The 26,962-nt window shown below is 55.9% G+C and carries 19 protein-coding genes and 2 riboswitches; of the genes, 2 read left to right on the forward strand and 17 right to left on the reverse strand.

Annotation, left to right across the window (positions count from 1 at the left end; all coding sequences use genetic code 11):
• Positions 1-52: 52 nt before the first annotated feature.
• On the forward strand, positions 53-316 hold the full coding sequence (locus HNR65_RS12035) for a hypothetical protein (RefSeq protein ID WP_181551764.1): 264 nt from the start codon (positions 53-55) through the stop codon (positions 314-316).
• Complete coding sequence (gene cobN / locus HNR65_RS12040) at positions 316-4,098, forward strand: cobaltochelatase subunit CobN (RefSeq protein ID WP_181551765.1); 3,783 nt, start codon at positions 316-318, stop codon at positions 4,096-4,098. Before HNR65_RS12035 ends, cobN (HNR65_RS12040) begins: the two co-directional genes overlap by 1 nt.
• On the opposite strand, the gene HNR65_RS12045 is transcribed toward cobN (HNR65_RS12040), so the two are convergent.
• From HNR65_RS12045 to ccsA, 17 genes are all read right to left on the reverse strand, one after another.
• Entirely contained in the window at positions 4,044-4,385 is a 342-nt protein-coding gene (locus tag HNR65_RS12045; RefSeq protein WP_181551766.1) for a hypothetical protein, read from the reverse strand. The genes cobN (HNR65_RS12040) and HNR65_RS12045 overlap by 55 nt on opposite strands.
• A 169-nt stretch (positions 4,386-4,554) precedes the next feature.
• A riboswitch (cobalamin riboswitch) is annotated at positions 4,555-4,757 on the reverse strand.
• A 174-nt stretch (positions 4,758-4,931) separates the two neighbouring features.
• Entirely contained in the window at positions 4,932-5,138 is a 207-nt protein-coding gene (locus tag HNR65_RS12050) for a hypothetical protein (protein WP_181551767.1), read from the reverse strand.
• 111 nt (positions 5,139-5,249) lie between these two features.
• On the reverse strand, positions 5,250-5,819 hold the full coding sequence (cobO, locus tag HNR65_RS12055; RefSeq protein WP_332309029.1) for a cob(I)yrinic acid a,c-diamide adenosyltransferase: 570 nt from the start codon (positions 5,817-5,819) through the stop codon (positions 5,250-5,252).
• 107 nt (positions 5,820-5,926) lie between these two features.
• Entirely contained in the window at positions 5,927-7,999 is a 2,073-nt protein-coding gene (locus tag HNR65_RS12060; protein ID WP_181551769.1) for a TonB-dependent receptor plug domain-containing protein, read from the reverse strand.
• 48 nt (positions 8,000-8,047) lie between these two features.
• A complete protein-coding gene (locus HNR65_RS12065; protein ID WP_181551770.1) occupies positions 8,048-9,865 on the reverse strand; it encodes a TonB-dependent receptor plug domain-containing protein in 1,818 nt (605 codons plus the stop codon).
• 379 nt (positions 9,866-10,244) lie between these two features.
• A riboswitch (cobalamin riboswitch) is annotated at positions 10,245-10,466 on the reverse strand.
• Between the two features lie 70 nt (positions 10,467-10,536).
• Complete coding sequence (locus HNR65_RS12070) at positions 10,537-11,700, reverse strand: adenosylcobinamide amidohydrolase (RefSeq protein ID WP_181551771.1); 1,164 nt, start codon at positions 11,698-11,700, stop codon at positions 10,537-10,539.
• Between the two features lie 3 nt (positions 11,701-11,703).
• Complete coding sequence (locus tag HNR65_RS12075) at positions 11,704-12,441, reverse strand: ABC transporter permease (protein ID WP_181551772.1); 738 nt, start codon at positions 12,439-12,441, stop codon at positions 11,704-11,706.
• The gene (locus HNR65_RS12080; protein ID WP_181551773.1) at positions 12,438-13,274 is read right to left on the reverse strand and encodes an ABC transporter ATP-binding protein; all 837 of its coding nucleotides are present in this window, start codon (positions 13,272-13,274) and stop codon (positions 12,438-12,440) included. Before HNR65_RS12080 ends, HNR65_RS12075 begins: the two co-directional genes overlap by 4 nt.
• Positions 13,275-13,285: 11 nt before the next feature.
• Positions 13,286-14,332: a magnesium chelatase ATPase subunit I gene (locus HNR65_RS12085; protein ID WP_181551774.1), complete on the reverse strand. Its 1,047-nt coding sequence runs from the start codon at positions 14,330-14,332 to the stop codon at positions 13,286-13,288.
• Complete coding sequence (locus HNR65_RS12090; RefSeq protein ID WP_181551775.1) at positions 14,329-16,377, reverse strand: putative cobaltochelatase; 2,049 nt, start codon at positions 16,375-16,377, stop codon at positions 14,329-14,331. The genes HNR65_RS12085 and HNR65_RS12090 overlap by 4 nt, the downstream gene beginning before the upstream one ends.
• On the reverse strand, positions 16,378-18,075 hold the full coding sequence (locus tag HNR65_RS12095) for a TonB-dependent receptor (protein WP_181551776.1): 1,698 nt from the start codon (positions 18,073-18,075) through the stop codon (positions 16,378-16,380).
• A gap of 61 nt (positions 18,076-18,136) precedes the next feature.
• The gene (gene cobN, locus HNR65_RS12100; RefSeq protein WP_181551777.1) at positions 18,137-21,904 is read right to left on the reverse strand and encodes a cobaltochelatase subunit CobN; all 3,768 of its coding nucleotides are present in this window, start codon (positions 21,902-21,904) and stop codon (positions 18,137-18,139) included.
• 10 nt (positions 21,905-21,914) lie between these two features.
• Positions 21,915-23,192, reverse strand: a complete 1,278-nt coding sequence (locus HNR65_RS12105; RefSeq protein WP_181551778.1) for an ABC transporter ATP-binding protein — start codon at positions 23,190-23,192, stop codon at positions 21,915-21,917.
• Positions 23,189-24,238, reverse strand: coding sequence for a FecCD family ABC transporter permease (locus HNR65_RS12110; RefSeq protein WP_181551779.1), 1,050 nt, complete (start codon positions 24,236-24,238; stop codon positions 23,189-23,191). The genes HNR65_RS12105 and HNR65_RS12110 overlap by 4 nt, the downstream gene beginning before the upstream one ends.
• Positions 24,239-25,375, reverse strand: a complete 1,137-nt coding sequence (locus HNR65_RS12115) for an ABC transporter substrate-binding protein (RefSeq protein WP_181551780.1) — start codon at positions 25,373-25,375, stop codon at positions 24,239-24,241.
• Positions 25,368-26,207, reverse strand: coding sequence for a hypothetical protein (locus HNR65_RS12120; protein ID WP_181551781.1), 840 nt, complete (start codon positions 26,205-26,207; stop codon positions 25,368-25,370). Before HNR65_RS12120 ends, HNR65_RS12115 begins: the two co-directional genes overlap by 8 nt.
• Positions 26,195-26,842: a cytochrome c biogenesis protein CcsA gene (gene ccsA / locus HNR65_RS12125; RefSeq protein ID WP_181551782.1), complete on the reverse strand. Its 648-nt coding sequence runs from the start codon at positions 26,840-26,842 to the stop codon at positions 26,195-26,197. Before ccsA ends, HNR65_RS12120 begins: the two co-directional genes overlap by 13 nt.
• Between the last annotated feature and the right edge of the window lie 120 nt (positions 26,843-26,962).

Below are 26,962 nucleotides of genomic sequence, written 5' to 3' on the forward strand. Positions count from 1 at the left end.
TCTGCGGATAAAAAGGGATATCCCGGATCGTGTATGCGGTCCGGGATTTTTTTTGCAGAAAACCCAGGCCTTCTTTAAGTACGGGGACGAAGACAGCATGGAGTACGAATACGATCCGCAAATGGAGCAAGCTTGGGCTTTCCGGCTTTTACATGGATTACGCGGAAAATACCGTTTGTGGAAAGGCTATCTGACAATGGCCGTGGACAACGTGTTTGATGAAGATGTTGAGATAAACGGCAACAAGGAAACAGACAATTATATTTATTACGGCATGCCCCGGTTTTTTAAAACTGGATATGAGATTGCGTTTTAATGAAACTGGTCTACTTCAGCGTAAGCGCCAATGAAATCCCAAACCTGAGTGAGGCGGCCCGGATTTTTTGCAGCCGGTTCGCCCCGCTTGATATCCATGCCCGCACCCGCACCCAGCTGGAGGCCGGTGAGGAAGCCCGGGCGGCCTTTGTGCGCCATGCCCTGGCCGCAGATGCCGTTTTTGTCACGTTGATGGCGGGCGCCCATTCCTGTCCGGTCTGGGAGGCGCTTACCGAAGCCATAACCGTGGCGCGGAGCCGGGGCGGGCAAACGCCTTTTTTTCATGTGCAGCCCACGGGCAGCAATGCGGATGCCCTGAAACTGGTTGAGGACTATAGCGACGGCCTGGAAAACGGGGCTGATGTGTGGACCCGGCTGAGCCGGTATTATCGTTATGGCGGTGTGGAAAATCTGCTCAATCTGTTAATTTTTCTTAGCAACCGGCTATACGGCAAGGCCCAGGCTTTTGCCCCGCCCGCTCCTCAGCCCTTTGAAGGGCTGTATCATCCGGATCATGGCCATATTGCCGATTTCGAGGGCTATCGCCGCAGCCTGGATCCAAACCGGCCCACGGTGGGCATCTGGTTTTATCAGAATTTCTGGACGAGCAACAACAAGGCGCACATTGACGCCATTGTCCGGGAGGCAGAGTCTCAGGGGGCAAACGTCATTTGCGTGTTCCACGTGCGCTTCAAGGATCGGCTGCTCGGAAACAAGGGCGCTGATTCCGTGATGGCGCAGTTTTTCATGGCAGACGACCGGCCGCTGATTGATGTGCTGATCAATCCGGTCATGTTCAGCCTGAATGCGGCAGCACCTGAATACCGGGGGCTGCTTGAGCGCCTGGGCGTGCCTGTCATCCAGGCCATGGCCACCACCCGGCCCATAGCGGAATGGAAGGCAAACCCGCAGGGGTTGAACAATGTGGATATCACCATCAATGTGGCCCAGCCCGAGCTTGACGGTGTGATTGTCACCGTGCCTGTGGCTGCCAAACAGTGTGTGGACACGGACCCGATCAGCGGGGCGGCGGTGAACAAGTACGTCCCCATACCGGATCGCACGGCTGCGATGGTTCGCCTTGCCTTGAACTGGGCGGCGCTTCGCCGAAAGAAAAACGCGGAAAAAAAAGTTGCCATTGTCTTTCATCATTACCCGCCGCGAAACGATCGCATCGGCTGCGCGTCGGGGCTGGATTCTTTTGCCAGCGTCACGGATCTGGTGGCGGCCATGAACGGAAAGGGCTACCGGGTGGATCATCTCTATACGGACGGCAACGAGCTGGCCCGGGCGCTGACTGCCTGCATGACCTGTGACCAGCGCTTTCTCCCGCCCGATCAGATGGCCGACCGGTCCCGGGCAACAGCCGGCCCGGAATATTATAAGCCATGGCACAAGGCACTGCCCCGGCCGATTCAGGAGCAAATCCAGGCGGACTGGGGGCCGGTGCCCGGCGATCTTTTTGTCCATGAGCAGCGACTGCTTTTCCCCGGGTTTTTAAACGGCAATCTGTTTATCACCATTCAGCCGCCCAGGGGATATTTAGAGCAAGTGGACAAGCTCTACCATGACCCGCACATGGCCCCGCCCCATCATTACCTGGCCCACTACCGGTGGATCAGGGAGGTCTTTGGCGCGGATGCAGTGATCCATGTGGGAAAACACGGGAGCCTGGAGTGGCTGCCGGGAAAAGCCGTGGGCCTTGGGCCGGAGTGCTACCCGGATCTTGCCATAGGGGATCTGCCCAATATCTATCCCTATATAATAAATGACCCCGGCGAAGGCACCCAGGCCAAGCGTCGCTCTTATGCCTGTATAATTGATCACCTGCCGCCGGCCCTGACAAACGCAGGGCTCTACGAGGAGCTGGCGGATCTGGAAAATCGGCTATTGGAATATCAGGAGGCCGCAGTCCAGGACCCGGCCAAGCTGGAGATCCTGGCGCCCATGATATGGGAGGCCGCTGAAGCGGCCGATCTTGTAAATGACCTGAACCTCACTCGCAAAGCCGCTCTTTCCGACGTGGCCGCCTTTATTGAAACCCTTCATGAGTATTTGGGAGAAATATCGGATACCACCATTGCAGACGGCCTGCATACCCTGGGCCGGCCGCCGGAGAATGCTCAATTGATCCGGACCCTGGTCCAGATCATGCGCCTGGCCAACGGATCGGTGCCCTCGCTTCGCGAAGCGGTTTTAAGGGCCTTGGGCTATGACCCCGAACAGGTATTTAACAGCCGGGGCCGGCCGGTAATCGGCGCGGCTGTTGAGACCGGGGGCCAGGTGCTGGAAAAAGCCCGGCAGCTTTGTGAGGATTTGGTAGGGGATCTGATGAATTCGGGAAAAGAAGCGGACGCGGCAGTGGAGGCCCAGCGGCAGCATCTGGGCAAAGCCCATCCGGCGGTGACCGAAGCCCTTGAGTTTGTCCAAAATGATCTGGCTCCGCGGCTTCAGCAGACGGAAAACGAAAGGATCGCCTGTCTTGGCGCTCTGGAGGGCCGTTTTGTGCCGCCCGGCCCGTCCGGGGCTCCCAGCCGCGGACAGGCGCACATTCTTCCCACGGGTCGAAATTTTTATTCCGTGGACCCTCAGAAGATTCCCACCCCTGCGGCCTGGGAAGTGGGCCGCAAACTGGGGGATGCCTTGATGGCGCGTTACCTTGACGAACACGGAAGCTATCCGGACAGCGTGGGCCTGATCCTGTGGGCAAGCCCGACCATGCGCTCCAAGGGTGATGATGTGGCGGAAATCCTCTATCTTTTGGGAGTTCGGCCGGTATGGCAGAAAGGCTCCGGCAATGTGCGCGGTGTTGAAATTATTCCCGCAGCCGAACTCGGCCGGCCGCGCATTGACGTCTCCCCGAGAATTTCCGGCATTTTCCGCGATGCCTTTCCGCTGCTTGTGGACTTGATCGATCAGGCGGTGCAGATGGTGGCTGCGCTTGCCGAGGCGCCTGAGACCAATTTTATCCGTCGCCATGTCACCCTGGATTTGGCGGAGCTGGCCGGACAAGGGCTTGAAGGAATAGACGCTTTCCGTCAGGCCACATACCGCATCTTTGGCTCTGCTCCCGGCAGCTATGGCGCGGGCGTGGCCCAGCTTGTGGAATCAAAGGCCTGGGAGACGGTTGATGACCTGGGCAATATGTATATTCAGTGCTCTTCTTATGCCTACGGAAAAAACAGCTTTGGCGAGTCGTCGGAAAAGAGCTTCCGCAAGGCACTTTCCCGGATGTCGGTGACGGTTAAAAACGAGGACACCCGGGAAAAGGACATGATGAGCTGTACGGATTTCTACAACTACCACGGCGGCCTGATCACGGCCGTGCACGCGGTGACCGGAGGCCGACCCTTTTCTCTGGCCGGCGACTCGGCCGATCCGGACCGGGCAGCGGTCCGCACCACCACTGAGGAAGCCCGGCATATCTTCCGCGCGCGCCTGTTAAACCCCAAATGGCTGGAAGGTCTGAAACGCCACGGATTTAAAGGCGCGGGCGATATATCCAAGGCCATGGACATCATCTTGGGCTGGGATGCTACCGCCGGCGTGGTGGATGACTGGATGTATCAGCGCTTTGCCCGGAAAGTGGCCCTGGACGCGAATATGCAGGAATGGATGAAGCAGGTCAACCCCTATGCCCTGCAAAACATCCTGAATAAACTCCTGGAAGCTGTGCAGCGAGGCATGTGGCGGACGGACGCGGAAACCCTGGATGCCCTCAGGAATGCCTATCTGGATGCGGAAGGCGAGGTTGAGGCGGCAACCGACGAGCAGGCTGAGTGAAACGGAAAAACCGGCGCAGCAGCAGAAGCATCGTCCTTATCCGGATGGCCGGCTGCCCGGTAGAGCCCATGGTCCCTTCCGATCACATAATCCGCCTCCTCGCTTGCCCCCAGTTTGTGATGGGGTGTGCGATAGATCCTGCCATCAACGCTGAGTTCGTAATCCGGCACATCCGACCATCCCTCCGGGTGATACACCGTGCGGAAAAATTTGCCGTACCGAATAACATAGACAGGTTCGCTCATTTGCCATGCCGGATGGCTAGGGGCGGCAAAAAGCTTCATCATAGCAGCCTCTTTATTTTAAAGGGTTTTCCAAATAAAAAAGCCCTCCAGACACGTGCAACGGTGTCTGGAGGGCTGCACCCAGTTTTCTTGGCCCTCATCTATTGCGAATGGAACAATTTGTCCATTCGGAGCTGTCCATCAGGTTCGGCATCTGTAGCTCCGCAGAAACACCGATATATGGGTCAAGGCAGGTCTTCTGGCTCCCCCGCCTTCTCAGCGGCCTTCCCATGGGGCTTGAGCCCTACAGTGGCGCACAAAGGCTGAAAAGGTCTCCGTCATCATGAGACGGATCGGGGTTACAGCGGCGGGACCGCTCCCGGCTTTCACGGGATTCCCTATTAAGCAAACTACACCCTAACACTTTTATTCATATTGGCTGCACAGCAGACTGTCAAGGGAAAGTTCCGGAAAAAAGGAGCTATGTCTGCAACCGGGTGGCGCCGGGCGCGGAAACAGCTGATAAAAGCCTCGTCGCCAAAGACCAGATCCGGGCAAGCATTTACCGAGTTCGCCTTTTCCGTATATTGCGATTTTTATAACAATGGGTCAGACCGTTGTCTCAGTTCCGGCATGATTGGTTTCCATGAAGTGCCTGGAGGAGTCCTCGTCCGGGTAAAAGTCTTCTGCCAGGGCAATGCTGTTGAAATTCTTGCGCACCCATTTGTGAAAGGCGTTGGCAAAGGCGGGATCATGAAAGCGGATCACTTCGCCCAGGCAGTTCAGGTCCTGCTGTATGCGCCAGTATAGATACATAAAAATACCCCCTCGAATTTTGGCCTTAATAAAAATTTTGTTTTTCCAATCAGATATGGGTCAACCCGGTTTCGCCCGGATGGGTACTGAAGTTGAGCAGGCGATGGAGAGTCAAAACTCGATGCCTTTCTGTGCCGTGATCCCCGCTTGATAGGGATGTTTGAGGGCCCTGGTTTCCGATACCAGGTCAGCCGCGGCCATGAGCGGCTTCGGGGCGTCGCGGCCGGTGACGGCCACATTCATCCCGGAAGGCCTGCCCGCAAGGGCCGAGAGAACCGTATCCATATCCACCATGCCGTAGTTGAGCAGGTAGGTAAACTCGTCGAGGACCACCAGATGATACTTGCCGGAATTTATGGCGTTTTGGGCAAACGCCCAGGCCTCGCGCGCAGCCGCCTTGTCCTCTTCCAGGTTGTCGGATTTCCAGGTAAAGCCACGGCCCATAACGTGGAAATCGATCAGGCCGTCAAACCGGCCCACCGCATCCATCTCCCCGTATTTCCAGGAGCCTTTGATAAACTGGATGAAGCAGACGTTAAGCCCATGGCCCGCGCTTCTCAGGGAAAGGCCCAGGGCGGATGTGGTCTTGCCCTTGCCGTCTCCGGTAAACACCATCAATAATCCTTTTTTCAATCTTTTTTTCATTTGATTTGTTCCTCCAGTCGCCATTTCAGCTGCCATTTTGCAACCTGGGCAGCGGTCATGAGGTCGATTTTGCTGCCCTGAAATTTCGTCTTCACATCGCCTATGGCGTAAGGGATTTCATGGCGCAGCTATTTCAGTTGATGCTAAAGAGAATATTCAATGCCCATGATTGCGTAAAAACCAGGCTGTTCATACCCGAGGCCTTCTTCGATGGCTTCGTCCAGCAGGTTTTCGATGCGGCCATAGAGGTTCAGGCCTTCATAAACCTCGTAGCGGCCGGAAACATCCAGCCGGAAATAATCCTCCATTTCGAGGTCCCCTTTCCAGCGCAGTCGCGGGCCGCAGTAATAGCCGGTAACCCCGAAATTGTATTTTGCCGTTTCATAAAAAAGACTGATATTGCCTTTATTTCTGGCGATCTGGACGGTTCGGTAGCGTTCTCCGGCCTCTTTGCTGTGCGATCCGGTATAGGTGTAGTTGCCGCGAAGATTCAGGTGGTCGGTCAGGGCTGCGCCAAATGAGAATTCCAGGCCGCTGACTTCCTGGGAATCCCGGTTGGCGTATTGGCCATAACCCGAGTCCCGTCTTGGATTGACGATGGTGTGATCAAAAACAATGACATCATCCAATTCCGAGTAGTAATAGGTCAGTTCCGCGTTTAACCGACCGTTCATGAATTCCTGGCGAACACCGCCTTCAACTGTCCAGCCGGTCTCAGGTTCGATGTTTTGGTTTCCATAGGACGGATCATAGAGGTTGGAAAACGTGGGGGCCCTGAAGCTGGTCCCGTAGTTTGCAAACAGGGTGGTCCCGGTCCGGAGAAATGTATAGGCCGAGCCGAGCTTGCCGGTGGTCTCACTGCCATAGACTTCATGTTCATCCCGCCGCAGGCCGGCGGAAATAATCATGGCGTCATTCAGGAGCATTAACTGGTCATTGACATAAAATGAGTAGTTGTAAGTATCCGCTGAGACATCGCCATACCGCCCCCATTTCCCGCCTTCCTGGTACAGGTATTCAAACCCGTAAAGCATGGTATTGGAACCGGCATTGCCTATCTGCATATCCCATATCAGGTTGTAGTCCGTCATCAGATTCTTGTGATCGTAGCCATATGCCTCGCCTGTACCTTTATCGTAAATCGGAACGGCCTCACCCTTATTATATGCGACCCCGTCATAGGTAAAATTGTCAAAGGGTGCGGTTTCATATCCCAGCAGACCATCATCCTTGTCATTGCGGTAATGATCTTTCTCAAACCAGCCCAGCATCATTTTCTGGCGAAAGGCATCATTGATCCGGTGGGAGATATTCAGGGTGGTGATGTGATGTTCATACTCGTTGGCGTTATTCGGGTCCGGGGTTTGAAAGGCATAATGCGCATCCCGGTTCTCGAGGAATTCATTGGATTCATTGAGTTCAGCCGCCTGAAACTCGCTTTTGACATACAAATAGGCCAGTTCCACATCAAAAGGGCCGGGATGCCAGCCGAGTTTAAGGGCAGGGGACAGGTTTTTGTAATACTCCTCGTCGTGGACCCCGCCGCTGTCGGTGTAGGCCGCAGCCACGGCATAATCCCAGGTCTCCCTACCGCCCCGCACGCTGCCGTATCCCTTTTTCCATTCCAGGGAGCCGTATTCGGTCCCCACATTGTAATGAACACCAGGTTCCCCGCTTATGGTTGTATAGGACATCACGCCGGCTGTGGTATCCGAGCCGTACAATGAGGCCTGGGGGCCGCGGAGAATTTCCACGGATCCGATCAGTCGGGGGTCGATATGCCCGAGAAAATGGCCGGTTCCGGCACCATAGGCCTCATTGATCTTCATACCGTTGACAAGCACCAGAAAATGACCATCATCGTATCCCCGAAGCTTTGGATAATTGAACTGGCCCGGGCCGCCGGCCTGCTTGAACTCGACACTGGGGGTGAAGCGAAGAATCTCGGTTGTGTCTGTAAAGCCCCCCAGCTTGATCCGGTCTTCGGTGACAACGGTTACCGAGTCCGTGATATGCTCAATTTTGCGCTCGATCTTGGTGGACTTGACCACCATGTCATCCATTTCGGTTGTTTTTGCTTCCCCGGGTTCCTGCGTTCCAGTGCTTTCCCTTGCGTCTTTTGCCTCATTTGCAAAGGCTGCAACTCCCGTCGGGGCGCACGCGAACACGAGTATGAGCAGAAGCAGTTTGGCACACAATTTTATGTGGCACGTCATCGCGGTCCTCCATGTCCGTATGATTTGGTTTTTGTCGCCTGTCCTTACTTAAAACTGATAACGAAGCCCTATGGCAAAATTGCGTCCGGGCATGGGATAACCGTCTTTGTGGGCATAATCCCTGTCAAAAAGGTTTTTTATTTCGCCGCGCAGGCTCATGTCTCCATAACGGCCCCAATTGACAAGCCGTTTTTCCACTGAAAGATTGGCCACTGCATAACTGGGCAGTTTTTCGCCGCCATAGTCAGTCAAATGGTCTGTGTAGGTCAGGTTGAATGCGGCTGAGAAGCCTTCTAAGTCGTGAACCCGTATCCCGCACGCCCCTTTGTATTCGGAAATCTGTTCCAGGTCTTCACCGGTTTCTTCATTTGTATAGTCCAGGAGGTAGACAAAACTGGCATAAGGTTTTATCTGCCAGGTTGACAAATTAAGGAGATGGGCCAGGTTATATGAAAGCTCGCCCTCAAAGCCTGAAACAGTGGCTTCTCCAATGTTGAGATAGGTATACTCTGTGGGACTGATGAAAGTTCCGCTGATCTTGTCTTTATATTCAGTATGGAAATAAGTCAGTGACGCATCAAAATATTTGTAATAGAAATCCAGGCCTGCTTCATAAGTCTGACTTTGCTCCGGTTTTAAATCGGGGTTGCCGGAGTATTGCACTCCATAAGAGAAAATATCATAGGCCAGTTCTCCCGGTGCCGGCATTCTAAATCCTTCGGCATAGTTGATCCTTAACTTGAGATTCTCGACAGGCAGGTAGGCGATCCCGATCTGTGGCGTTGTGTTTTCATCTTCGGATTTTATATTCTGGTCCTTGGCTTTGTATTCATAGTCGTCGTAGCGTAGGCCTGCGGATAAAATAAGCCGTTTGTCCAGGTAATCGGCCTTGCCGAGAAGGAAATAAGAGGGGTTGTCATATTCTCCTTTTTTTGGCGTCGAAGTTGAGGAAAGATCGTAATGGATCCAGTCAACACCCGCAGTCAGGCGATAATTTTTCGGGCTCCAGGTCATTTGGGCCTGCGCACCCTCAGGTTCAGTGGTTGATTTGTAATCAAGCGCGCTTGTGTCGCTGGTGACAACGTAATTGGTGTTTTCGTCCTCTGAGGTAAAATATCTGGCCTTCCATGAAAACAGTTTGTCCCGGGTCGCTCCTTCGTAGATGAAATCGTACGACTCCAGGCTTTTGTCCATATAATCATCAGGATCTTTATAATAGCCCGGCGCCAGTGTTCCGCCATCACCGATGTGGCTGGCGTCATAGTACTGATAGATGAATCCGATTCTGTGATCGGGCAGAAATTCATAGCCCAGGTTCAGACTGAGCTTGTCTTGTTCATCAATACCGGTATTTTCATATTTTTCACCTCCGCCTGTGTCATAGTCGTCCACGCTGCTTTGCGAAAAAGAGCCCGAAAAATCAAAGTCCTTTGTTTTTCCGGAAAATCCGATGCTGCTTTCCTGATAGTTAAAACTGCCCAGTTTTCCCTCTACAAAAGCCGAGGGTTTTTCTTTTCCCCGTTTTGTAATGACATTGATCAGGCCCCCCATGGCCGCCGCCCCATACTGAACAGAGGCCGGACCGTGGATGATTTCCACACGCTCAATATTCTCGGTCATGATTTTGGCCGTATTCCCTGTCCCGGTTCTGCGTCCGTCAACAAGAAGGAGGACCCTGCCGGCCAGATCAATACCATGGACATCTGTTCGTGCCCCCTGAACGCCAACCCCGGAAAGCGCACCGGGGTATTTGATAATCCGGCCCACATTTTCTTCCGCCAAAAGCTCGCCAAGATCCCGGGCGGGAGAGAGCCGGATTTCTTCTTCCGTAATGACCGTTATATTCTTGGTGATTTCTTTTTTCATTTCCTTGACCCTGCCGGCAGTAACCACCATGTCCTCCATTTTTGTGGCAGTTTTTTCTGATTGATCCGCAGCAGCACGGCTTAGTGTCTTCTCTGCATCATCTGTAGGTTCCTGAACGCCCAGGGCGCTGGTTGGCATAAACAGAAAAAAAGTTAAAAAAATACCAAAAACGGTGCATAACATCTTTATTCGTATAACTGTTTTCATCATACTCTCCTTTTTTACCGGATCCATTGATCGTTTAAAACGCAGGAGGAAAATGAAAAAGCCCCGACTTCCGGGGCTTTCTGGTTTCACTTCGCATGGGGCAGGCCATTTGGATATGCCTGGTGAGCCTGCCCTTTTATTGAAAGTGCGACCGATTCCTCGTCAGTCTGTTCCACTTTGGCTGCGGCCGGCAGGTCTTCTGGCTTCTCTGCCGGAGGGCGGCCTTCCCGTTCTTCGGACATAACAGTGGCCTTTTTACTTGCCATCCGGTTCCCGGCCCCTTTTAGCGGGCAGGGCAGAGTGACAGCGGCGGGACCGCTCCCGATTTTCACGGGATTCCCTATTATCGCCGGGCAAATGCTTTGCGCCGGTGACCGGCTGCATTGCTTTTCTTATCAAATTTCTTTTTTAAATCACCTTTCCTTTCATTGCTTGATGCTTTGTTACTTGTTAAGGATCGTTTTTCAACATCCCTGTTTATTTTGCCATTTATCCGCAAAGCCCATGGCCAGTGCGCGGCAGACCAGATCCGTGAATGCGGGATTGCCGTATTCCCCGTGCAGGGGGGCAAGGGCCTCCCGGTAGCCGGCCATCCGGGTGTAGTCCCCGGATACAGCACAGGCCGTCTGGGCGGCATAAGCCCCCATGACCTCGCCCCAGCAGGTTGCCGGGAGAACGCCCCAGGCAAACTTGTCCTTTAAATGGACCATGGCGGCAACAGCGGCCACTGTAACGGGATCTCGCTCGATGACCGTGAAATTGTCCAGCAAAAGCGCCGCCTGGCCGTTTGTTAGATGCCGGCAGATGCTTTCCTGCATGGTTTTTCGCGAGAGGCCGAAGCGCTCCAGGTGTATTTTGGCCGAGCACTGGCCGGCAGGCGTCAGGCTGTTTTGAAGCGCCAGGGTCTTTTTGGTCGCTTTTAGCACTGCGCGGCCGATGAGCTCTCCCAGGGCGGCATGCTTGCCCGCACTGGTCAGGGCAGGATCTCCGGTTTCGCAGGCGGCAACGCCGATCTGATCCGTGCCGGTGCCCGTGGCCAGGCCGTCGGAGTAACGCGAGTTCACGCAAAGCTCCTGCAGAGCGGCGGTTTTGGCCTCAGTGGCCGTGACCAGGGTCCGGGTGAGCGCCCCGGGAGTGAGGGGTTTGTTGATAAAGAGCATGGTGTTGATGGTGCCGGGGCCTTTTGGGTCTGCCGCCTTGTTGATTTTTTCAAATCCTTCGCCGGTTTCGTAAATTGAGGCCGGGTCCCCGGCCCGGCCGGCATTGCTCTCCACCCCGCCGGTGCATATCGCCAAAACGGTCAGCTCATGAAACGATTCGGTTTGAAAAACGGCATTGTGCATGTTGGCGGCGGTGCCAAGCACAGCGCACTCTTCTGCCGGAAGATCCCAGGGGTCGCAGATCATGCGGCGATAACCCTCTGCATCCCGCCAGACTTCGGGGGCCAGCCGATGCATGTGCCCGGCCGGCTCGCAGCTCTGATGGTTTAAGAGAAAGCCCAGATCGTCCCGGAATCCGCCGGCTGCCCGACAGGTGGACAGCACCTGGTGAGGACGTAAAAATCGGGCATAGATCATTTTGTCATTGCGGTGGACCTCCACCCCGTCATAGTAAGTGCCAATGCGCATGGGTCAGTCCTTTGCCTTGTTTACGGTTTTTAGTGCCAGCAGAAAGCAGAACAGCCCGACGGCGGCCAGCACGGCATAGGCCTGCCAGTCCGGCACCCGGCCGAAAGCCACGGCCCGGATGGACTCGGATGCGTGAGTGAGGGGGAGGAAGAACAGGATATGCTGTGCCCAGTCCGGCAGCCGTTCCACCGGGAAGAAGGTGCCGCCCAGAAAGGCCATGGGCGTGATAACGAAACTGGTCAAAAGGCTCTGGTCTGCATGGGATTTCACCAGCATGGCAAGCGCCACGGCAAGCGAGGCAAATACGAAACTGTTTAAGAGAGCGGCCAGCCAGAGCAATGGCCCATAGTGAAGTTTCACGCCAAAGGCCAGGCCCATAAGCAGGATGACGGCAATGGCGATGAGCGCCCGGCTCATGCCGGCCAGCACCTCGCCTGCCACATAGGCGGCGTTTCTGATGGGTGCGGCCTGAAATTCCTCGAATATGCCCCAGTAAAACCGGGCCACGTTGATGTCGGTGGCAATGGCAAAGCTCTGGATCATACTGCTCATGGCCACCAGGCCGGGAATCAAAAACTCCGTGTAGGTGAATCCGTTGAACTTGACCTCCCCGCCCATGGCATAGGAAAATGCCAGCAGGTACAGAAGCGGCGATACCGCCATGCTGGCCACCAGCCGCTTGAAGCGGCGTTTGACGATGATCATCTCTCGCAAATAAACCGCGATAAATCCCTGTATCATTGCACCTTCTTTCCGGTTTGCGCCAGGTAGGCATCCTCCAGGTTGACCCGGCGCAGCGTAAAGCCCGTGTCACGGCCGGCCATAGCATCTCTTGCCGCTTCCCGGTCCGGGTAGTACCAGGTCTTCATGCCGCTATCCGCTAATTGGTCTACGGCCCAGCCCCCGAGTTCGGCGATGAGCCGGTCCGGGCGGTCTAAAGCCACGATTCGGCCTTCATCCAGAAACGCCACCCGGTCGGCCAGAAACTCGGCTTCCTCGATGTAGTGGGTGGTCAGAAAAATCGTGGTTCCATCCTGCTGGATTTTTTTGATCAGCCCCCATATGCGTCGCCGGATATCCGCGTCAAGGCCCACTGTTGGCTCGTCCAGAAAAAGGATGCGCGGATGGTGCAGAAGCGCCCGGGCGATCAGCACCCGCCGCTTGAGCCCGCCGGAGAGTTGCTTGACCAGGCTGTCGGACCGATCCGAGAGCTCCACGTAGTCCAGAAGCCCGGCAATGCGTTGTTTACGTTTTGTGGCCGGCATGGCGAACAGGCGGCCGTGGATGTCCAGGTTTTCGCGCACGGTAAGTTCCCCGTCCAGGTTGATCTGCTGGGGCACCAGGCCGCACTGGCGTTTGGCCGCCCGGGACCGGGTCCGGATGTCGTGGGCATTCAAAAGCGCTGTCCCCCCGGTCAGCTGGGTCAGTCCGGTAAGGATGCGGATCGTGGTGGTTTTTCCGGCCCCGTTGGGTCCCAGGTAGGCAAACAGCTCGCCTTCCGGCACGACAAGGTCAATGCCGGCCAGGGCCCGGGTCTTGCCGTAGGTTTTCTGCAGGTTTTCAATTTGTATCACTGGATTTCTCCTTATCCCGTCTGCAGCGCTTTTTCTCTGATCGCCGCCACGTTGTCCGCGATATCCATCAGGGGCTGGCGCCGCACCCGGTGGGGCAGGGCCAGCTCCGCCGCGGTCCGGATGTCGCCGGAGCTCACTTCGGTCCGCCCCTCATAGGCGGCAAGTGTTTTGGCTGCCTTGAGAATAATGATGTCGCCGCGGTGGCCGTCCACGCCCACGTCCAGGCAGTATTGGGCAATTTCGTAGAGCATGGGCTTTTCCACTGTCACCCGGGGATAGAGCCGGCTGGCCTTCTGGATCCGTTCTGCCAGATCCCTGGACTCGGCCTGCCACTGGTGCACAAAGCCTTCCGGGTCCTCGTCAAATGCTCCCCGGCGCTCCATCACGGCCACGCGTTCATCAGCCGAGTGAATGCCCTCGATATTGACGCACAGGCCGAAGCGGTCCAGGAGTTGGGGGCGGAGCTCGCCCTCCTCGGGGTTCATGGTGCCCACCAGGGTGAAACGTGCCGGATGGGAAAAGGATACGCCCTCGCGCTCGATGCTATTGACGCCCATGGCTGCTGAATCCAGGAGCACATCCACCACGTGGTCATCCAGGAGATTGACCTCGTCCACATAGAGAATGCCCCGGTGGGCGGCGGCCAAAAGGCCCGGCTCCACCCGCTTTTCCCCTTTTTTGAGCGCATGCTCCAGATCCAGGGTCCCCACCACCCGGTCCTCGGTGGCGCCCACGGGCAGCTCCACCACCCGGACTTTGCGCTTCATTGTCCGGGGAAGCTCTGGTTCATTCTCCGCCGGCTGGCCCAGGCTGCGGGCAATTTCCAGGTACATATCCGTTTCTTCGGCCGGATCGAGTTGGAAATCGTCGTCTTCAAAGACTTCGATTTCCGGCAGGATTTCCGCCAGGGCCCGAACAGCCGTGGATTTGGCTGTTCCCTTCTCACCGCGGATGAGAATGCCGGAAAGGCCGGGATTGATGATATTTAAAATGAGCGCCAGTTTCATCTTCTCCTGGCCCACAATGGCTGTAAACGGGTAAACCGGGGTGGTTTTCATCGGTTCTGTCCTTTCATGATATCAATTAGGGTTTGGGCTTTTAAGTCGTCGATTTTGAAATACCGGGCATCCAGGGCGGCGGCCAGCCGTCCGGCCAGGTCAAAGGTGACCAGCCCCGGGGCTTCCGTGTCCACCACAATATACTGGATCCGCTCATCGCTGCTCATGGCTTCGGCCAGGTGCAGGGCCTCGTCCACCGGTTTTTGATCCCCCATGGCCACGTTGCTTTTGCCGTCGGTGATCAGGATCACGATGGGCCGGGCCGAGGGGTCTTTGTGCAGGATGTTGCGCACCTGTTCAAAGGATTTGGCCAGGCCGGCAGAAAGCGGGGTGCGCCCGCCCACCGGCATCTCTTCGAGCAGTTTGCCGGCCAGATCCACAGAGGCCGAGGGCGGCAGATTGACAAAAGCCCCGTTTCTTCGAAATGAGATCATACCCACCCGGTCCCTTTTCTGGTAGGCATCCAGCAGAAGCGACATGACAGCGCCTTTGGATGCCGCCATGCGGCCCCGGGCGCCCATGGACCCGCTTGCATCCACTGCAAAGAGAAGAAAGTTGCCGGTGCGTTTCTCACGAATTTTACCGCGCACATCCTCTTTGCTCAGGTTAACGCAGAGCCCGTTTGCCGGGCCGCGCTGTTTTTGATACGGGGCCGCGGCCCGCAGGGTGGCATCCAGGGCGATGTCGCCATGCCGGGGCGTGAGGCAGCTTTTGACGTAGCGGCCCTGTTTCCGGGAGACCCGGGTGCGGGAGCGTCGCCCGGAGCCGCGCCGGAAGACACGGTCTTTGGCCGAAGTGATGGGTTTGACGCGAAAGGTGTCTCCGATCTGGAACAACTGCTCGCTGTTCTCGTCCTTCGGCCGGGGCGCTGCCTGCTCGACCGGTTCTTCGGATTCATCCGCCGGTTCAGTGTCCTGGTCTTCTTTCCGGCTTTCGCCGGCCTCTTGTTCCTGTTGGGCTGCTGACTCAGTGTTTTCAGGGTTTTCGCGCGCCCCGGCCGGCTGCTGGTTCTCTTCCTGCTGCTCTGCTTCCTCCTGCTCTTCTTCCTGTTCTTTTTCTGCCGGCCGGGGCGGCGGTGGGGGCGGCTGGGCCTCGCGCCGGCGATGCATAAGGACCATGGGGGCGATTTCGCTGATATGGGCCGTCGTGACCTCGGGCGCTGCTTTAAGCGCGGCAAGCGCCCGGGCGGCCTGTTCCATGACCAGGTCGGCGCGATGGCCGGCCACGTTGTTTTCCGCGCACAGCTCTGTTATGAAGCTTCTCAGGTGCCGGGGCATGCGCACGAGCGGCAGGTACTCACGGCCGGTCTTGATCTGCAGGGCTACCCGTTGGTTGGCTTCTTTTGAATTTTGAATAAATGCGCTCGGATCCGCATCAAAGGCCTGGTGCCGTTCCATGAGAGCCACCCGTGTTTCGGCATCTTCCGCGCCCGCGGTTTCTACGCACAGTCCGAAACGATCCAGGAGTTGGGGGCGGAGCTCGCCTTCCTCCGGGTTCATGGTGCCCACCAGGATGAAGCGGGCCGGATGGGAAAAGGAGATGCCCTCGCGCTCGATGATGTTTTCCCCGGATGCAGCGGCATCCAGGATAATGTCCACGATATGGTCGTCCAGGAGGTTGACCTCGTCCACGTAAAGGATGCCGCGGTTGGCCGCAGCCAGGAGGCCGGGCTGGAGCGCGCGCCGGCCCTGCTGAATGGCAAGGGTAAAGTCCACACCGCCGGATACCCGGTCTTCTGTGGCATTTAACGGAAGGGTCACGACCCCTACCCGCCGGCGGTTGCGGGAAAGCGGCAGTGCGGCGCGTCGGCAGTTGTCGCAGGCCTCATCGGGATGGTCGGGATCGCATGAAAAGGGACAGCCCTCCACCACATTGATCCATGGCAGAAGTGCGGCCAGGGATCGTACGGCAGTTGATTTGGCGGTTCCTTTTTCACCGCGGATCAGGACGCCGCCAATTGCCGGGTTGACAGCGTTTAACAGCAGCGCCTGTTTGAGTTCCTCCAGGCCCACAATGGCCGAGAAGGGGTAGAGATTGCGGTACATTCATATCCTCCAGTTGATGCCCACAACCCAGGTCCGCGGCGGGGCCAGCAGACCGTCGGCATAATAATAGGTTTTGTCGAACATATTCTCTATTTTCCCGAACAGTTGGAACCGGCTGAATGCATACTCGGCCCGCAGATCCGCGATGGAATAGCCCGGGATTTCCTTGGTATTTTGTTTGTTGCGATAGACACTGGAGGTGGATTTTCCGTCAAAGACCACTGAAAGCGCCCGGAGAGGCTTCCAGTAAACGGTTAAACGGCCCGTGTGACGGGCCTTGCACGGCAGCCAGAGCCCGGTTTCCGCGTCTGTTGCCTCCAGATAGGTATAAGAAGTTTTTAGCTTAAGGCCCTCCATCATCTGCCAGGTAAAGGCCAGATCCCCGCCCTGGTAGAGCACCTCGCCGAAGTTCTGATACCGGCCGATGCCCTCGTTTCCGGTTACATAGGTGATCCGGTCGCTCAGGCGATTGTAAAAGCCTGAGATGGTAAAGGAAAAACCTTCCAGCGGGGATGCGGAAAACTCCACGCTCAGATTGTCCGCGGTCTCCATCACCAGGTCCCGGTTGGGCCGGGTGGAGCTGGTTTCATTGTATCGCTGGTAAAACGACGGCGCGTTGTCGGTACGGCTGTAGGCAGCGGCTATCTGCCATGCCGCTTTTTTGTAAATCAGTTTGATCTCCGGGTTGACCGTATTGGCAAAGGCGGAATGGTAATTGCCGCGAAGCCCTGCCGTAAAGGTGACATGGCGGTCGGGAAACGTTATGGATTGAGAGGCAAATAGCGAGATGGCGTGTTCATCCTGGTCTTCAAAGGCGGTGCCGCTGGCCTTATCCCAGGTCAATGCCGCCCCGCAGCTTAAATCCCCCCGGTCTGTGGTGTGAAATGTTGTGGCTATATCCTCCCCGAAATTTGCGACCTCCAGGGTGTTGTCCACCCCCCGGGTTTCATCTGTATTGTCCCGCCGGCCCGCGTTATAATAGGTCCGGCTGTTTACCGGGTGAAAATCGGCTGTCAGCGAGTAGGCGGTGTTGCGCGTCTGTTTTCGGGAAAACGGTGTGGGATAATCCGGAAGACCGCTCAAGCCTCGTTTGTCTTCAAGATAATCCGCTGAAAAGGTGATTTTTTTCTTCTCCTCCAGGTCATAGGAAAGCTTCAGGCCCGTCTGGTAGCGTTCCTTGTCGTTGTTTGTTTTATAGCCGCCGGTGGTTTCATAACCCCCGCTTACCCCCAGGCTGAATCTACCGCTTGTGGTGCTCAGCGCCGCACTATAGTCCTGTGTATTATGGCTGCCGCCATAGGCCTTGACGTATCCGGAAAGCCGGTGGTCCCTTTCTGTGGTGATCAGGATAACCCCGCCGCCTGCATCCCGGCCGTAGGTCAGCCCCCCCCTTCCCTTCAGGACCTCAATGTGCGCCACATCTTCCGGCGATATCATATCCCAGTTGACGCCCCCGTGGCTCGAGGTGGGATCGTTGATGGGCCGGCCGTCCACAAATACCTTGACCTTGTAGGAGCCGTGGATGCTCACCGAAGAATCTCCGGCCTGAACACCGGAAACGTTGTTTAAAATATCCGGCATTTTCAGGGCGTTCATAGCGCGGATCGCTTCGGCTTCAAGCACGACGGTATCTCCGTTTTCAGCCGCCCCGGCTCGGGCAGGGGTGCAGACGCATCCAAAGCAGAGACAGACGACCATGAACGAAAGCCTTATGGCTTTATTTTTTTGAAATAAATTCATGATTGTGTTTAAAAGCCCTCTATTCGGTCCATTCCTCGATCTCGCCTTCCATCTCCAGGTAGGCGTTCCGGAGTTCTTCCGTCATCTGCTCATCCGCCTTCCACATGCCCCGGTTGATGGCCTCCAGGAGCTTGTCCAGGATGTTTTGCAGGGCAAAGGGATTGACCGATTTCATCCAGTCCTGCATCTCCGGGTCCAGGGCATAGGCACGGGCGATCTTTTCATACATCCAGTCCTCCACCACCTCGGCCGTGGCGTCCCAGCCCAGCACCACATCCATCATATGGGAGATATCGCCCGCGCCCTTATACCCGTGCCGCTTCATGCCGGCCAGCCATTTGGGGTTGACCAGGCGGGAGCGAAGCACGTGCTTGGCCTCCTCAAAGGTGGTGCGCATCTTGACGCGCCGGGGGTCTGAGGAATCGCCCATAACGGAATAGGGCAGGCTCCCCCGCACGGTCTTGGCGGCCGCAATCAGTCCGCCGTAATAGTTGTAGTAGTCTGTGCAGGACATCATGTCGTATTCTCTTGAATCCTCGTTTTTCACCGTCACGTCCATGCGCGAGAGCTGCCTGCGAAAGGCGCCGGCTTTGTGCTGACCGTAGGAGCCTTTGCCGTATGCATGGGCGGAGTAGCGGATATAATTATTGCCGAGATCTTCCTGGGTCTCCCAGTTTTTGGATTCAACCAGCTCGGCAACCCCTGCACCGTAAGTGCCCGGGGGGCAGCCGAAGACCCGGAAGGTGGCTTCCCGAAAGGCGTCTTCCTCGCTCAGCCCTTCTTTTCGGTATTCTTCCATATCCTTGAATACGTTTCTTCTGAGGAAATTGGTCTCCGGTGGTTCCTTAAGGGATGTGACTATGCTCACGGCCTCGTCGATGCGTTCCACCAGATTGGGAAAAGCGTCCCGGAAAAATCCGGAAATGCGCGGAACCACATCCAGGCGGGGGCGTCCCAGCTCCTGTGCCGGGATTACCTCAAAGCCGGTCACATTGCCGCTGCCCCTGGCCCAGACGGGCTTTAAGCCCATCAGATAATAGATTTCCGCGATGTCGTCGCCCCGGGTGCGCATGGTGGCGGTTCCGTATACCAGGATGCCGATGGAGTCCGGATAGTGGCCCGACTCCTCGAGGTAGCGCGCAAGCAGGGCATCCCCCATCTGCACCCCCACTTCCCAGGCTGCAGGACTCGGGATCTTGTTGGGGTCCACCGAGTAGAAGTTGCGGCCCGTGGGCAGGATGTCCGCCTGCCCGCGGCTCGGTGCCCCGGACGGTCCCGGCGGGACAAACCGGCCGTCAAAGGCGGCGAGGCTGTTATCCATCTCTTCGGTGGATCGCCGGATATTGGGCACCAGGGTATCGGCGATATAGCAGAGAACCGCATCCGCTTCAGGCGCAGCCCGGCCCAGATGCTTTGAAGCGATTCCGGCTGCAGCATCCGGCCGAAAGCCGGATTCTGAAAGCTCGCCCACCATTTCCAGGGCGGTTTCATGGGCCTGGCGGATAATATCTCCGCCGCTTTTGCCGCCAAAGCGATCCGGCCGCCGGCCCCGGTTTTCCAGGAGGTCATCATAGTCAAAGCCCATGGCATGCAACACGGCTTCGCGAAGCGATGGCGTGTCCCCGTTGGCAATACGGGTGAGCTGGACCACAAATTCATTCAGGCGTATATTTTCGGGATGCGTTCCCATGATATGCAGGCCGTCGTTGATCATGGTATCCGAGATCTCTTCAATATAGTCGTGAAGGCGCTCCAGAAAACCGTCAAAATCGGAAAACGCGTCTTCTTTGGTGATTTCCAGATCCCTGTCCAGGTTTCCCGCTTCCACCGCCTCCCAGATCATGGGCCGCAGCACTTCCAGTTTGCCCGGGTCTTCGGCCCCGGCTGCCGCGTAATCGTTGACCAGGGCTTGCACGCGGGTCAGATCGTCATAGAGATCCGCGTTGGTAAAAGCCGGCGTCAGGTGATCGATGATGCCTGCATAGGAGCGGCGCTTGGCCTGGGTGCCCTCGCCCGGATCGTTGATGATGTAGGGATAGACATTGGGAAGCTCCATGATGGAAAGATCCGGATAGCACTCGTTCGAAAGTCCCAGCGCCTTTCCGGGCAGCCATTCCAGGCTTCCGTGTTTGCCCACGTGCATGACCGCATCCGCCTTGAACACATCCCGGATCCACCGGTAGTGGGCGAGATAGTGGTGGGGCGGGGACAGATACATGTCATGGTATATTTTGTCGATATTTTCCAGGTAGCCCCGGGGCGGCTGGATGGTTAAAAACACGTTGCCCTTTTGAATGCCGGCAAAATGCATCTGCCCGTTATGGACGAACAGATCGCCGGGGATCCCGCCCCAGTCTTCGTCCATTTTTTCCCGCACGCGGCGGGGGATTTCTTTGTGCCAGGCGGTAAACCATTTTTCATCCGCATGGGCGCAGGCCTTTTTTGCCATTTGATCCATGGGCAGCCAGCGCTGGTCGGCGGTCATGCGGCTTAAAAGGTCATTGGCCAGTTCATCGCCATTTGCATATTCGAAATCCGTTGCATACCCGGCTTGTTTCATCCGGTCCAGCAGCAGCTTGACACTGGCAAAGCTGTCCAGTCCCGCGGCACAGCCGATCCGGTCGTTTCGCGGCGGGTAATGGTGAAAGATAACAGCCACACGGCGCTCGGCAGTGGGTTTGCCTTTCAGCCGGCCCCAGTTGATGGCCAGGCGCGCCATTTTGTCCACCCGTTCCGATATGGGCTGATATTTGGCTATCAGCGCACCGGTAATCGGGTCGATGGTCTCTTGTTCGCGCGTTGCCACGGGAACGGAGATCAGGACACCGTCAAATTCGGGCTGCGCTGCGGAAAGCGCCACGTCCATGGCGGTCATGCCCTGTGGGCTCTCCTTCCATTCGGCATAGGGCGAAAGGCATGTCATGGCCTGGATCACGGGCACGTCCATGCGGTGATACAGGGACTTGTACTCCGGGGCCACCAGGGTGAGGGAAAACATGTTCGGGTTGATCAGTACATCGATGCGCGCACGGTCCCCGTCCATGAAATAGTTTTCAACTATATAATCCGCGCCGTGGTTGCCCCGGTGGGCGTCCTTGAAGCGGATGTGAAAGACCGGAATGACGTTGGCGCCGGCTGCTTCCACCGATCGGATAATGGCGTCGATAAAGCCCAGGTTGTTGTTGAGCCAGTAGGTCTGGTAAAACCAGAGGCCAACGGTTATCCTGTCCGGATTCACCCGTTCGGCCAGATACTCCGCAAGGGAAGGGATGTCCGGCATGTCCGGGTGATAGATGCCTTCATGGGGCAGTTCCATGGGCGGCCGGCAGGGCTCATCCGTATCAAAAAGCCGATTATGGAGATAGATCAGCAGCTGATGATAATTGAGGTGGCCGCCATAGCATAAATAGGCGTAAATCCGGTTCCAGGCTTCGGACGCGTAGTCGGGGGAGAACTCTGCGGCCGCTGCCACTGAATCCTCATCGCCCGCTGTGGGCTGGATATGAAGATACGGCCGTTTTAGCTCTGGTATTGCCTTTAACGCTTCAATCAAAGCATCAAAAGCAGGAAAGGAGTTTTTCCCGCCATGAAGGGTTACAATCACGATATCTGCGCAGAGAGCCTGCTCCACAAAGCTGTGTTGCCTGGAGTTGTCAAAAAGCTGGGTCTGAGTGCGGACGTAAATGGTGACTTGACCGTCATTTTTCCGGAAATGGTCAACCCCCTGGCTTAAAGAGGAAATTTCCATGGCGGTGGCAGAAAAATAGCATAAGGTGTAATGCCGCATAATACCTCCTTTATGCCGCTGTGGGGGACGGATTAAATGTTTGTTTTTGTTCATGATGTACCCATGCCCGGTGATCTATGGCTTCGAGCAGTTCGGCCGCATCCCGGCAGATGATGGGTCCATCTGTTGCTGGAAGGTCCGGGTCTGTTTTTTCGATTCCGTTGCTGCGCAGGCTCATTACTCGCTTGCCTTTTTTCAGGGCCATTTCCAGCAGCTTTTGGTTGCCCTGGCTTATTGGGCCGTGGCCGTTGTCAAACCCACAGTCAATGACCAGTTCGCAGGCATCGAGTTTTTTCCCGGCTTCAGCCAGGGTTTCGCTGTTTACCCATGTCATGGACGTCTGTGTCATGCAATCCGCTCCCAGGCAACGCGCCACGTAATAATCCACATCATTGGAGCAGAGAATGCCTGTGGATACTGCAAATCCCCGCTTAATCAGCATTCTGTATACCAGGGCCCCGGTGCCGGCGCCCGCCAGGACAAAAATTCGGCCCTTGCTGCCGGTTCCCCGGAACTCAATTCCCCCCAGCCGGCTGCTGAACCGGGCATCATTGAAGTCATAGAGATCCGCCACAACCGGACCGGAGAGCACGGTTTCGGGCATTCCCCAGGCAGACACCCCGCCGTCCTTGATCAGAGCCACTCGGTCGGATACCTTGGCGGCCACATCCACATCATGCAGTGAGGCCACCACCGTGATTCCGTGGCTGTGGCACAGGTTGCGAAGAATGGACATAACTTCCATGCGGTGCTTTAAATCCAGGTGAAGAGTGGGTTCATCCAAAAGCAATAGCTGCGGTTCCTGGGCCAGGGCCCGGGCCACCAGTGCTTTTTGGCGCTCACCGTCGCTCAGATCGGAAAAGGAGCGATGGACCAGATTCCCGGCGTTTACAGCCGCAAGGGCTTTTTCAACCGCCCTGTGGTCTGCCTGATCCATTTGCCCCAGAAAATCCGTGTGCGGATAGCGGCCCAAAGCCACAAATTCGAATACTGAAAAAAGCGGGGGCGAGATTTTTTCCGTCAGTACGACCGCCATGTATCGGGCCAGATCCATGGCGGTGATTTCCCCTATGGGCCGGCCCATAACCTTTATGGCCCCTGCTATCGGCTTTAAATGCCGGGAAAAAGTCCGCAAAAGTGTGGTTTTCCCGGCGCCGTTGGGTCCCAGCAGAGAAACAAACTGGCCCGGCGCAAACCCCAGGGTCAAATCCGACAGCACAGTCTTGTCCTTGTAGCCCACCGCCAGATCAGTGCAGGACAGGATATGGTTTGGTTTGTTGTGATTCATAATTCCACCCTCCTTTTAACCAAAAGCCCCATGACAATCGGTGCGCCGAAAAAAGCTGTGATTGCCGAAAGCGGCAGTTCAACCGGAGAAAGCAGCATCCGGGCGATAAAATCGCACAGGCTGGTGACCAGCGCACCCACAAGGCAGGCGCCTGGAATCAGAATCCGGTTGTCCGAGGTTTGAAACACCAGGCGCGCCATATGCGGAACAGCCAAGCCGATAAAGGCCACCGGCCCGGCCACTGATGTGATCATGCCGGCAAGCGCACAGGCGCACAGCAGAATCAGTATCCGGAAACGCCGGATGTTTACCCCCATGGAGGCGGCATAGGTCTCGCCCAGCAGGAAAGCGTTTAACGGCTTGCTTAAAAAATAAATCAGGGCCAGCACCAGGCCCCCGAAGATGAGTAGCATCCAGATCTCATCCCAGCCGAAACCTGAAAAACTGCCAAGCTGCCAGAGCACAAAGCCTTTTATTTTTTCCTTTTCCGCAAGGGCCGTGAGAATACTGGTGATTGCATGACATAAATAGCCCATCATCAATCCGACAATCAGCAGGGTGATCCCGCTTTTTACCCTGTATGCGATGGCCACAACCACCATCATGACCGCATAGGCCCCGATAAAAGCGGCCAACGTGGTCACGAACGGGGAAATTACCGTCATGCCGACAGTGAGAGTGGTGAGCATGACAAAGGAAACCATCACCGTGGCGCCCGAGGAGATTCCCAGAATGAACGGGCCCACGATGGGATTGCGGAAGTACACCTGGAGCAAAAGCCCTGAAACCGCCAGGTAGGCTCCCCCCAAAATTGCCGAAATTGTCCGGGGAATGCGTATTTTCCATATGATATCGTTATAAATGGCCGTGCTTTGCGGATGGATAAGGGCCTCCCAGATTTCCCCAGGAGAGATGGGAATCGAGCCCACCGCGATATTGAAAACCATCAGCAGGACAGTCAGCACTCCCAAAAGGACAAAACCAAAGATCCGCCTGTGTTCCCTAAGGGGGTGCCGGCCGGCTATGGGCTTTGCTGCAACGTTCATTTATCTTCTCCGTCTGGTTTCGGGATTGGTTTCCGGCAGTTCCATGAAATAGCGAAGCGCATCGTCCTTATACAATTCCGGATACAAGATGGCGGCGATTTCTTTGAGGATTTCATCCAGCCGGTGATAGGATTGTGCATAATGCGGCAGAGGCGCATACACCCTTCCGTCATTTAAGGGCCGTATGCCGGATAAAATCGGGTTCAGGCGAGCCAGGGCCTTTTTGGACGTGGCGCCCTGTTCAGGCGTGCGGTAAGTAAACAGGATGTCGGCTTCTTTGCCGCTGTAGAGAAACCGTTCTACATTGATCTCAATGCAGGACGTGCCAAAGACGTCATCAAACAGGTAATCACTTTGAAGGGTATTGATCAGTTCGGCCACCCAGGCGTTGCCCGGTTCCACCAGCACCCTTTTTTCGTAGATATCCCCCCACATAACCTTAAGCGGCGGCCCTGCATTATGGGTTTGTTCGCGGATTTCCGTCAAAGCGGTGTTGACCCGGTTGAAAAAACTCCGGGCCTGATCCTCCCGGTGAAAGAAAGGAGCCAGGAATTTGACAAAACGCATCCGGGTATTCAAACACATGGCCGTGGTTGAAGAAGTGATAACGCAGGGAATGTCCAGGTCATTGAGCATGGGAATAATGGAGCGGTCCCAGGTCAGCACCAGATCCGGCTGCACCTGATCCAGGCGCTCGAAATCAATGCTGTTGTCACTTCCCAGAAAAGCGATTTTTCCGGATTTCATACCGTTTCTGACTTCCGGGATATGCCATTTCTCTGTTGGATAAGTGGATCCCACCAGCGTTGTTTCCAAAACCCCCAGCGCTTTTAATACGGAAACATTAAATGCACCATATGCCGCAACGCGCTTGACCGGTGTTCGGATGAGACGGTTGGAATCCACATTTCCGGGCGCAGGGGCGTTTTTCGGCACCAGCACCAGCCTGCGGCCGGCGCCGTCGCGTACCTCGGTTCGTCCGGGGGAAACCTTTTGCAGTGTAAATTCCCCCAATTGAATAAAGGACCTGTTGTTATCCTCCGCGTTGCCTTTATCTCCGGACTGACCGCATGCATAAACAAGTATGGGCAGCAGAAGGATTGGCATATATAGAAAAACCCAAAGCATTTTATTCATCAGACCTCCTTTTTCCATTTTTGAGAGCCATCCAATCGGTCAGGTACAAGGCGATTCCGGCAGTAAACAAAAGCATGCCCAGCATGTATAAAAAGACCCCGGGATCTTTGCGGATGGTCAGATCGATCCGTTCGTTGCTGTTCATTCCGCTGTTTTTTTTCTTTGGCGCGAAATCCTTGAGAAAGATGCCGTAATTTTGAAAAATGACAGGCTTGTTATAGGAAAGATGGGCTTTTCTGCGGCGGTCGCCGTCGATAAGGAGCAGGCAAGCCCGGGGCCGGATCACATGCTGGTTAAAGGCAGGCATTCGGCCGCCTTTGTAATAATCCGGGGAAAAGGATTGGAATTGGATTCTGGCTTCAGTGTCGGGCAGCGTCAGGGAGGATCCGGGCACGAGTGTCCGTGCGTCCAGAACCCGGGAAAACGTATAACTGCAGAGATAACCGGTCAGGATAAGGATCAGGGCGTAGTGCATGAGATGCGGGGCAAGCCTGAAAAGCAGGCGCAGCCGCGGATACTTTTTGCGATGCCGGATCAGCCGCGCCACCCGATCTGTCGTGCACACAAAGGTGTTGATGCAAAAAAGGGTCAGCAGAACCAGCAGGGCCAGCAGCCAGGCCGTGGATTTCAGGTTGCAGCGGCCATAGGTGTTGATCCAGGCAATGAGGCCCACGTCGTTTAAGGGCGCAAAAAGGATTTCATTGCGGTTCAGGCAGACATATCCGAAAGACAGATCCGCGGCCAGCAAAAGGCACAACACGATGGTCAGATGAATGCCGGCCAGCTTTTTCCATATGTAAGAAAATATTGGCATGGCATCTAGAACGGCCATCGTAACGGCCCCAGGTCCGGGACAAAGTTCAGCGTCACGACCACGAAAGCACCTGATGCGGCATAAGCCGCCCGGGTCTGAGCCGTCCAGGTGCCGGTGAGATGCAAATGCAGCAGGCTGATATAAAAAAACCAGGTCGCCATAATCAGGGTGATGGCCGCATCATCCCAGACAACCGGCGATCCCCAGCCCAGATAAGACCAAAGCATGCCCGAGAACATGCACAGGGTCCAGAAGACAAACCCCCAAACCGCCCAGCCGAGCCAGGGCTGCTGCGGTTTGCCTGATAAAAGACCTGCCCATGCCCATGCGGCACTGAAAAGAAAGCAGCCCTGGCCGAGGGTTTTGAATAGAAAAAACAGGTGAGAGGCCGGGGTGTTGGATTTTAAAAACGGCAGATAAAAATCCTTGGGAAACAAAAACGCGGCCACAGCCAAAAACAGGGTCAGACCCAGGACAAAACGGCGTGCCCGGATATCATCTGCCCTGCGCCGGTCGAGCGTGGTCAGCAAACCCAGGCAAAGCGGCAGGGTTGCCGGCCCCAGATACATGGGCATCAGGGGCCAGGCGGTCGAGTATCGCCAAAATACCAGCGCGGCATTGGCAGAAAGACCCGGGAGTAAAAACAACCACATTGTGTTGCCCCACCTTCCGGGAGCCCATGCAGCGGCGAAACTCAAAAAATAACACCCTGCTGCACTGAAAAAAAGGACATCTGGTTTCATTGACAATCCTCCAAACAAAAAAATCCCGGA

The sequence above is a fragment of the Desulfosalsimonas propionicica genome (genome assembly GCF_013761005.1).
Lineage (GTDB): Bacteria > Desulfobacterota > Desulfobacteria > Desulfobacterales > Desulfosalsimonadaceae > Desulfosalsimonas > Desulfosalsimonas propionicica.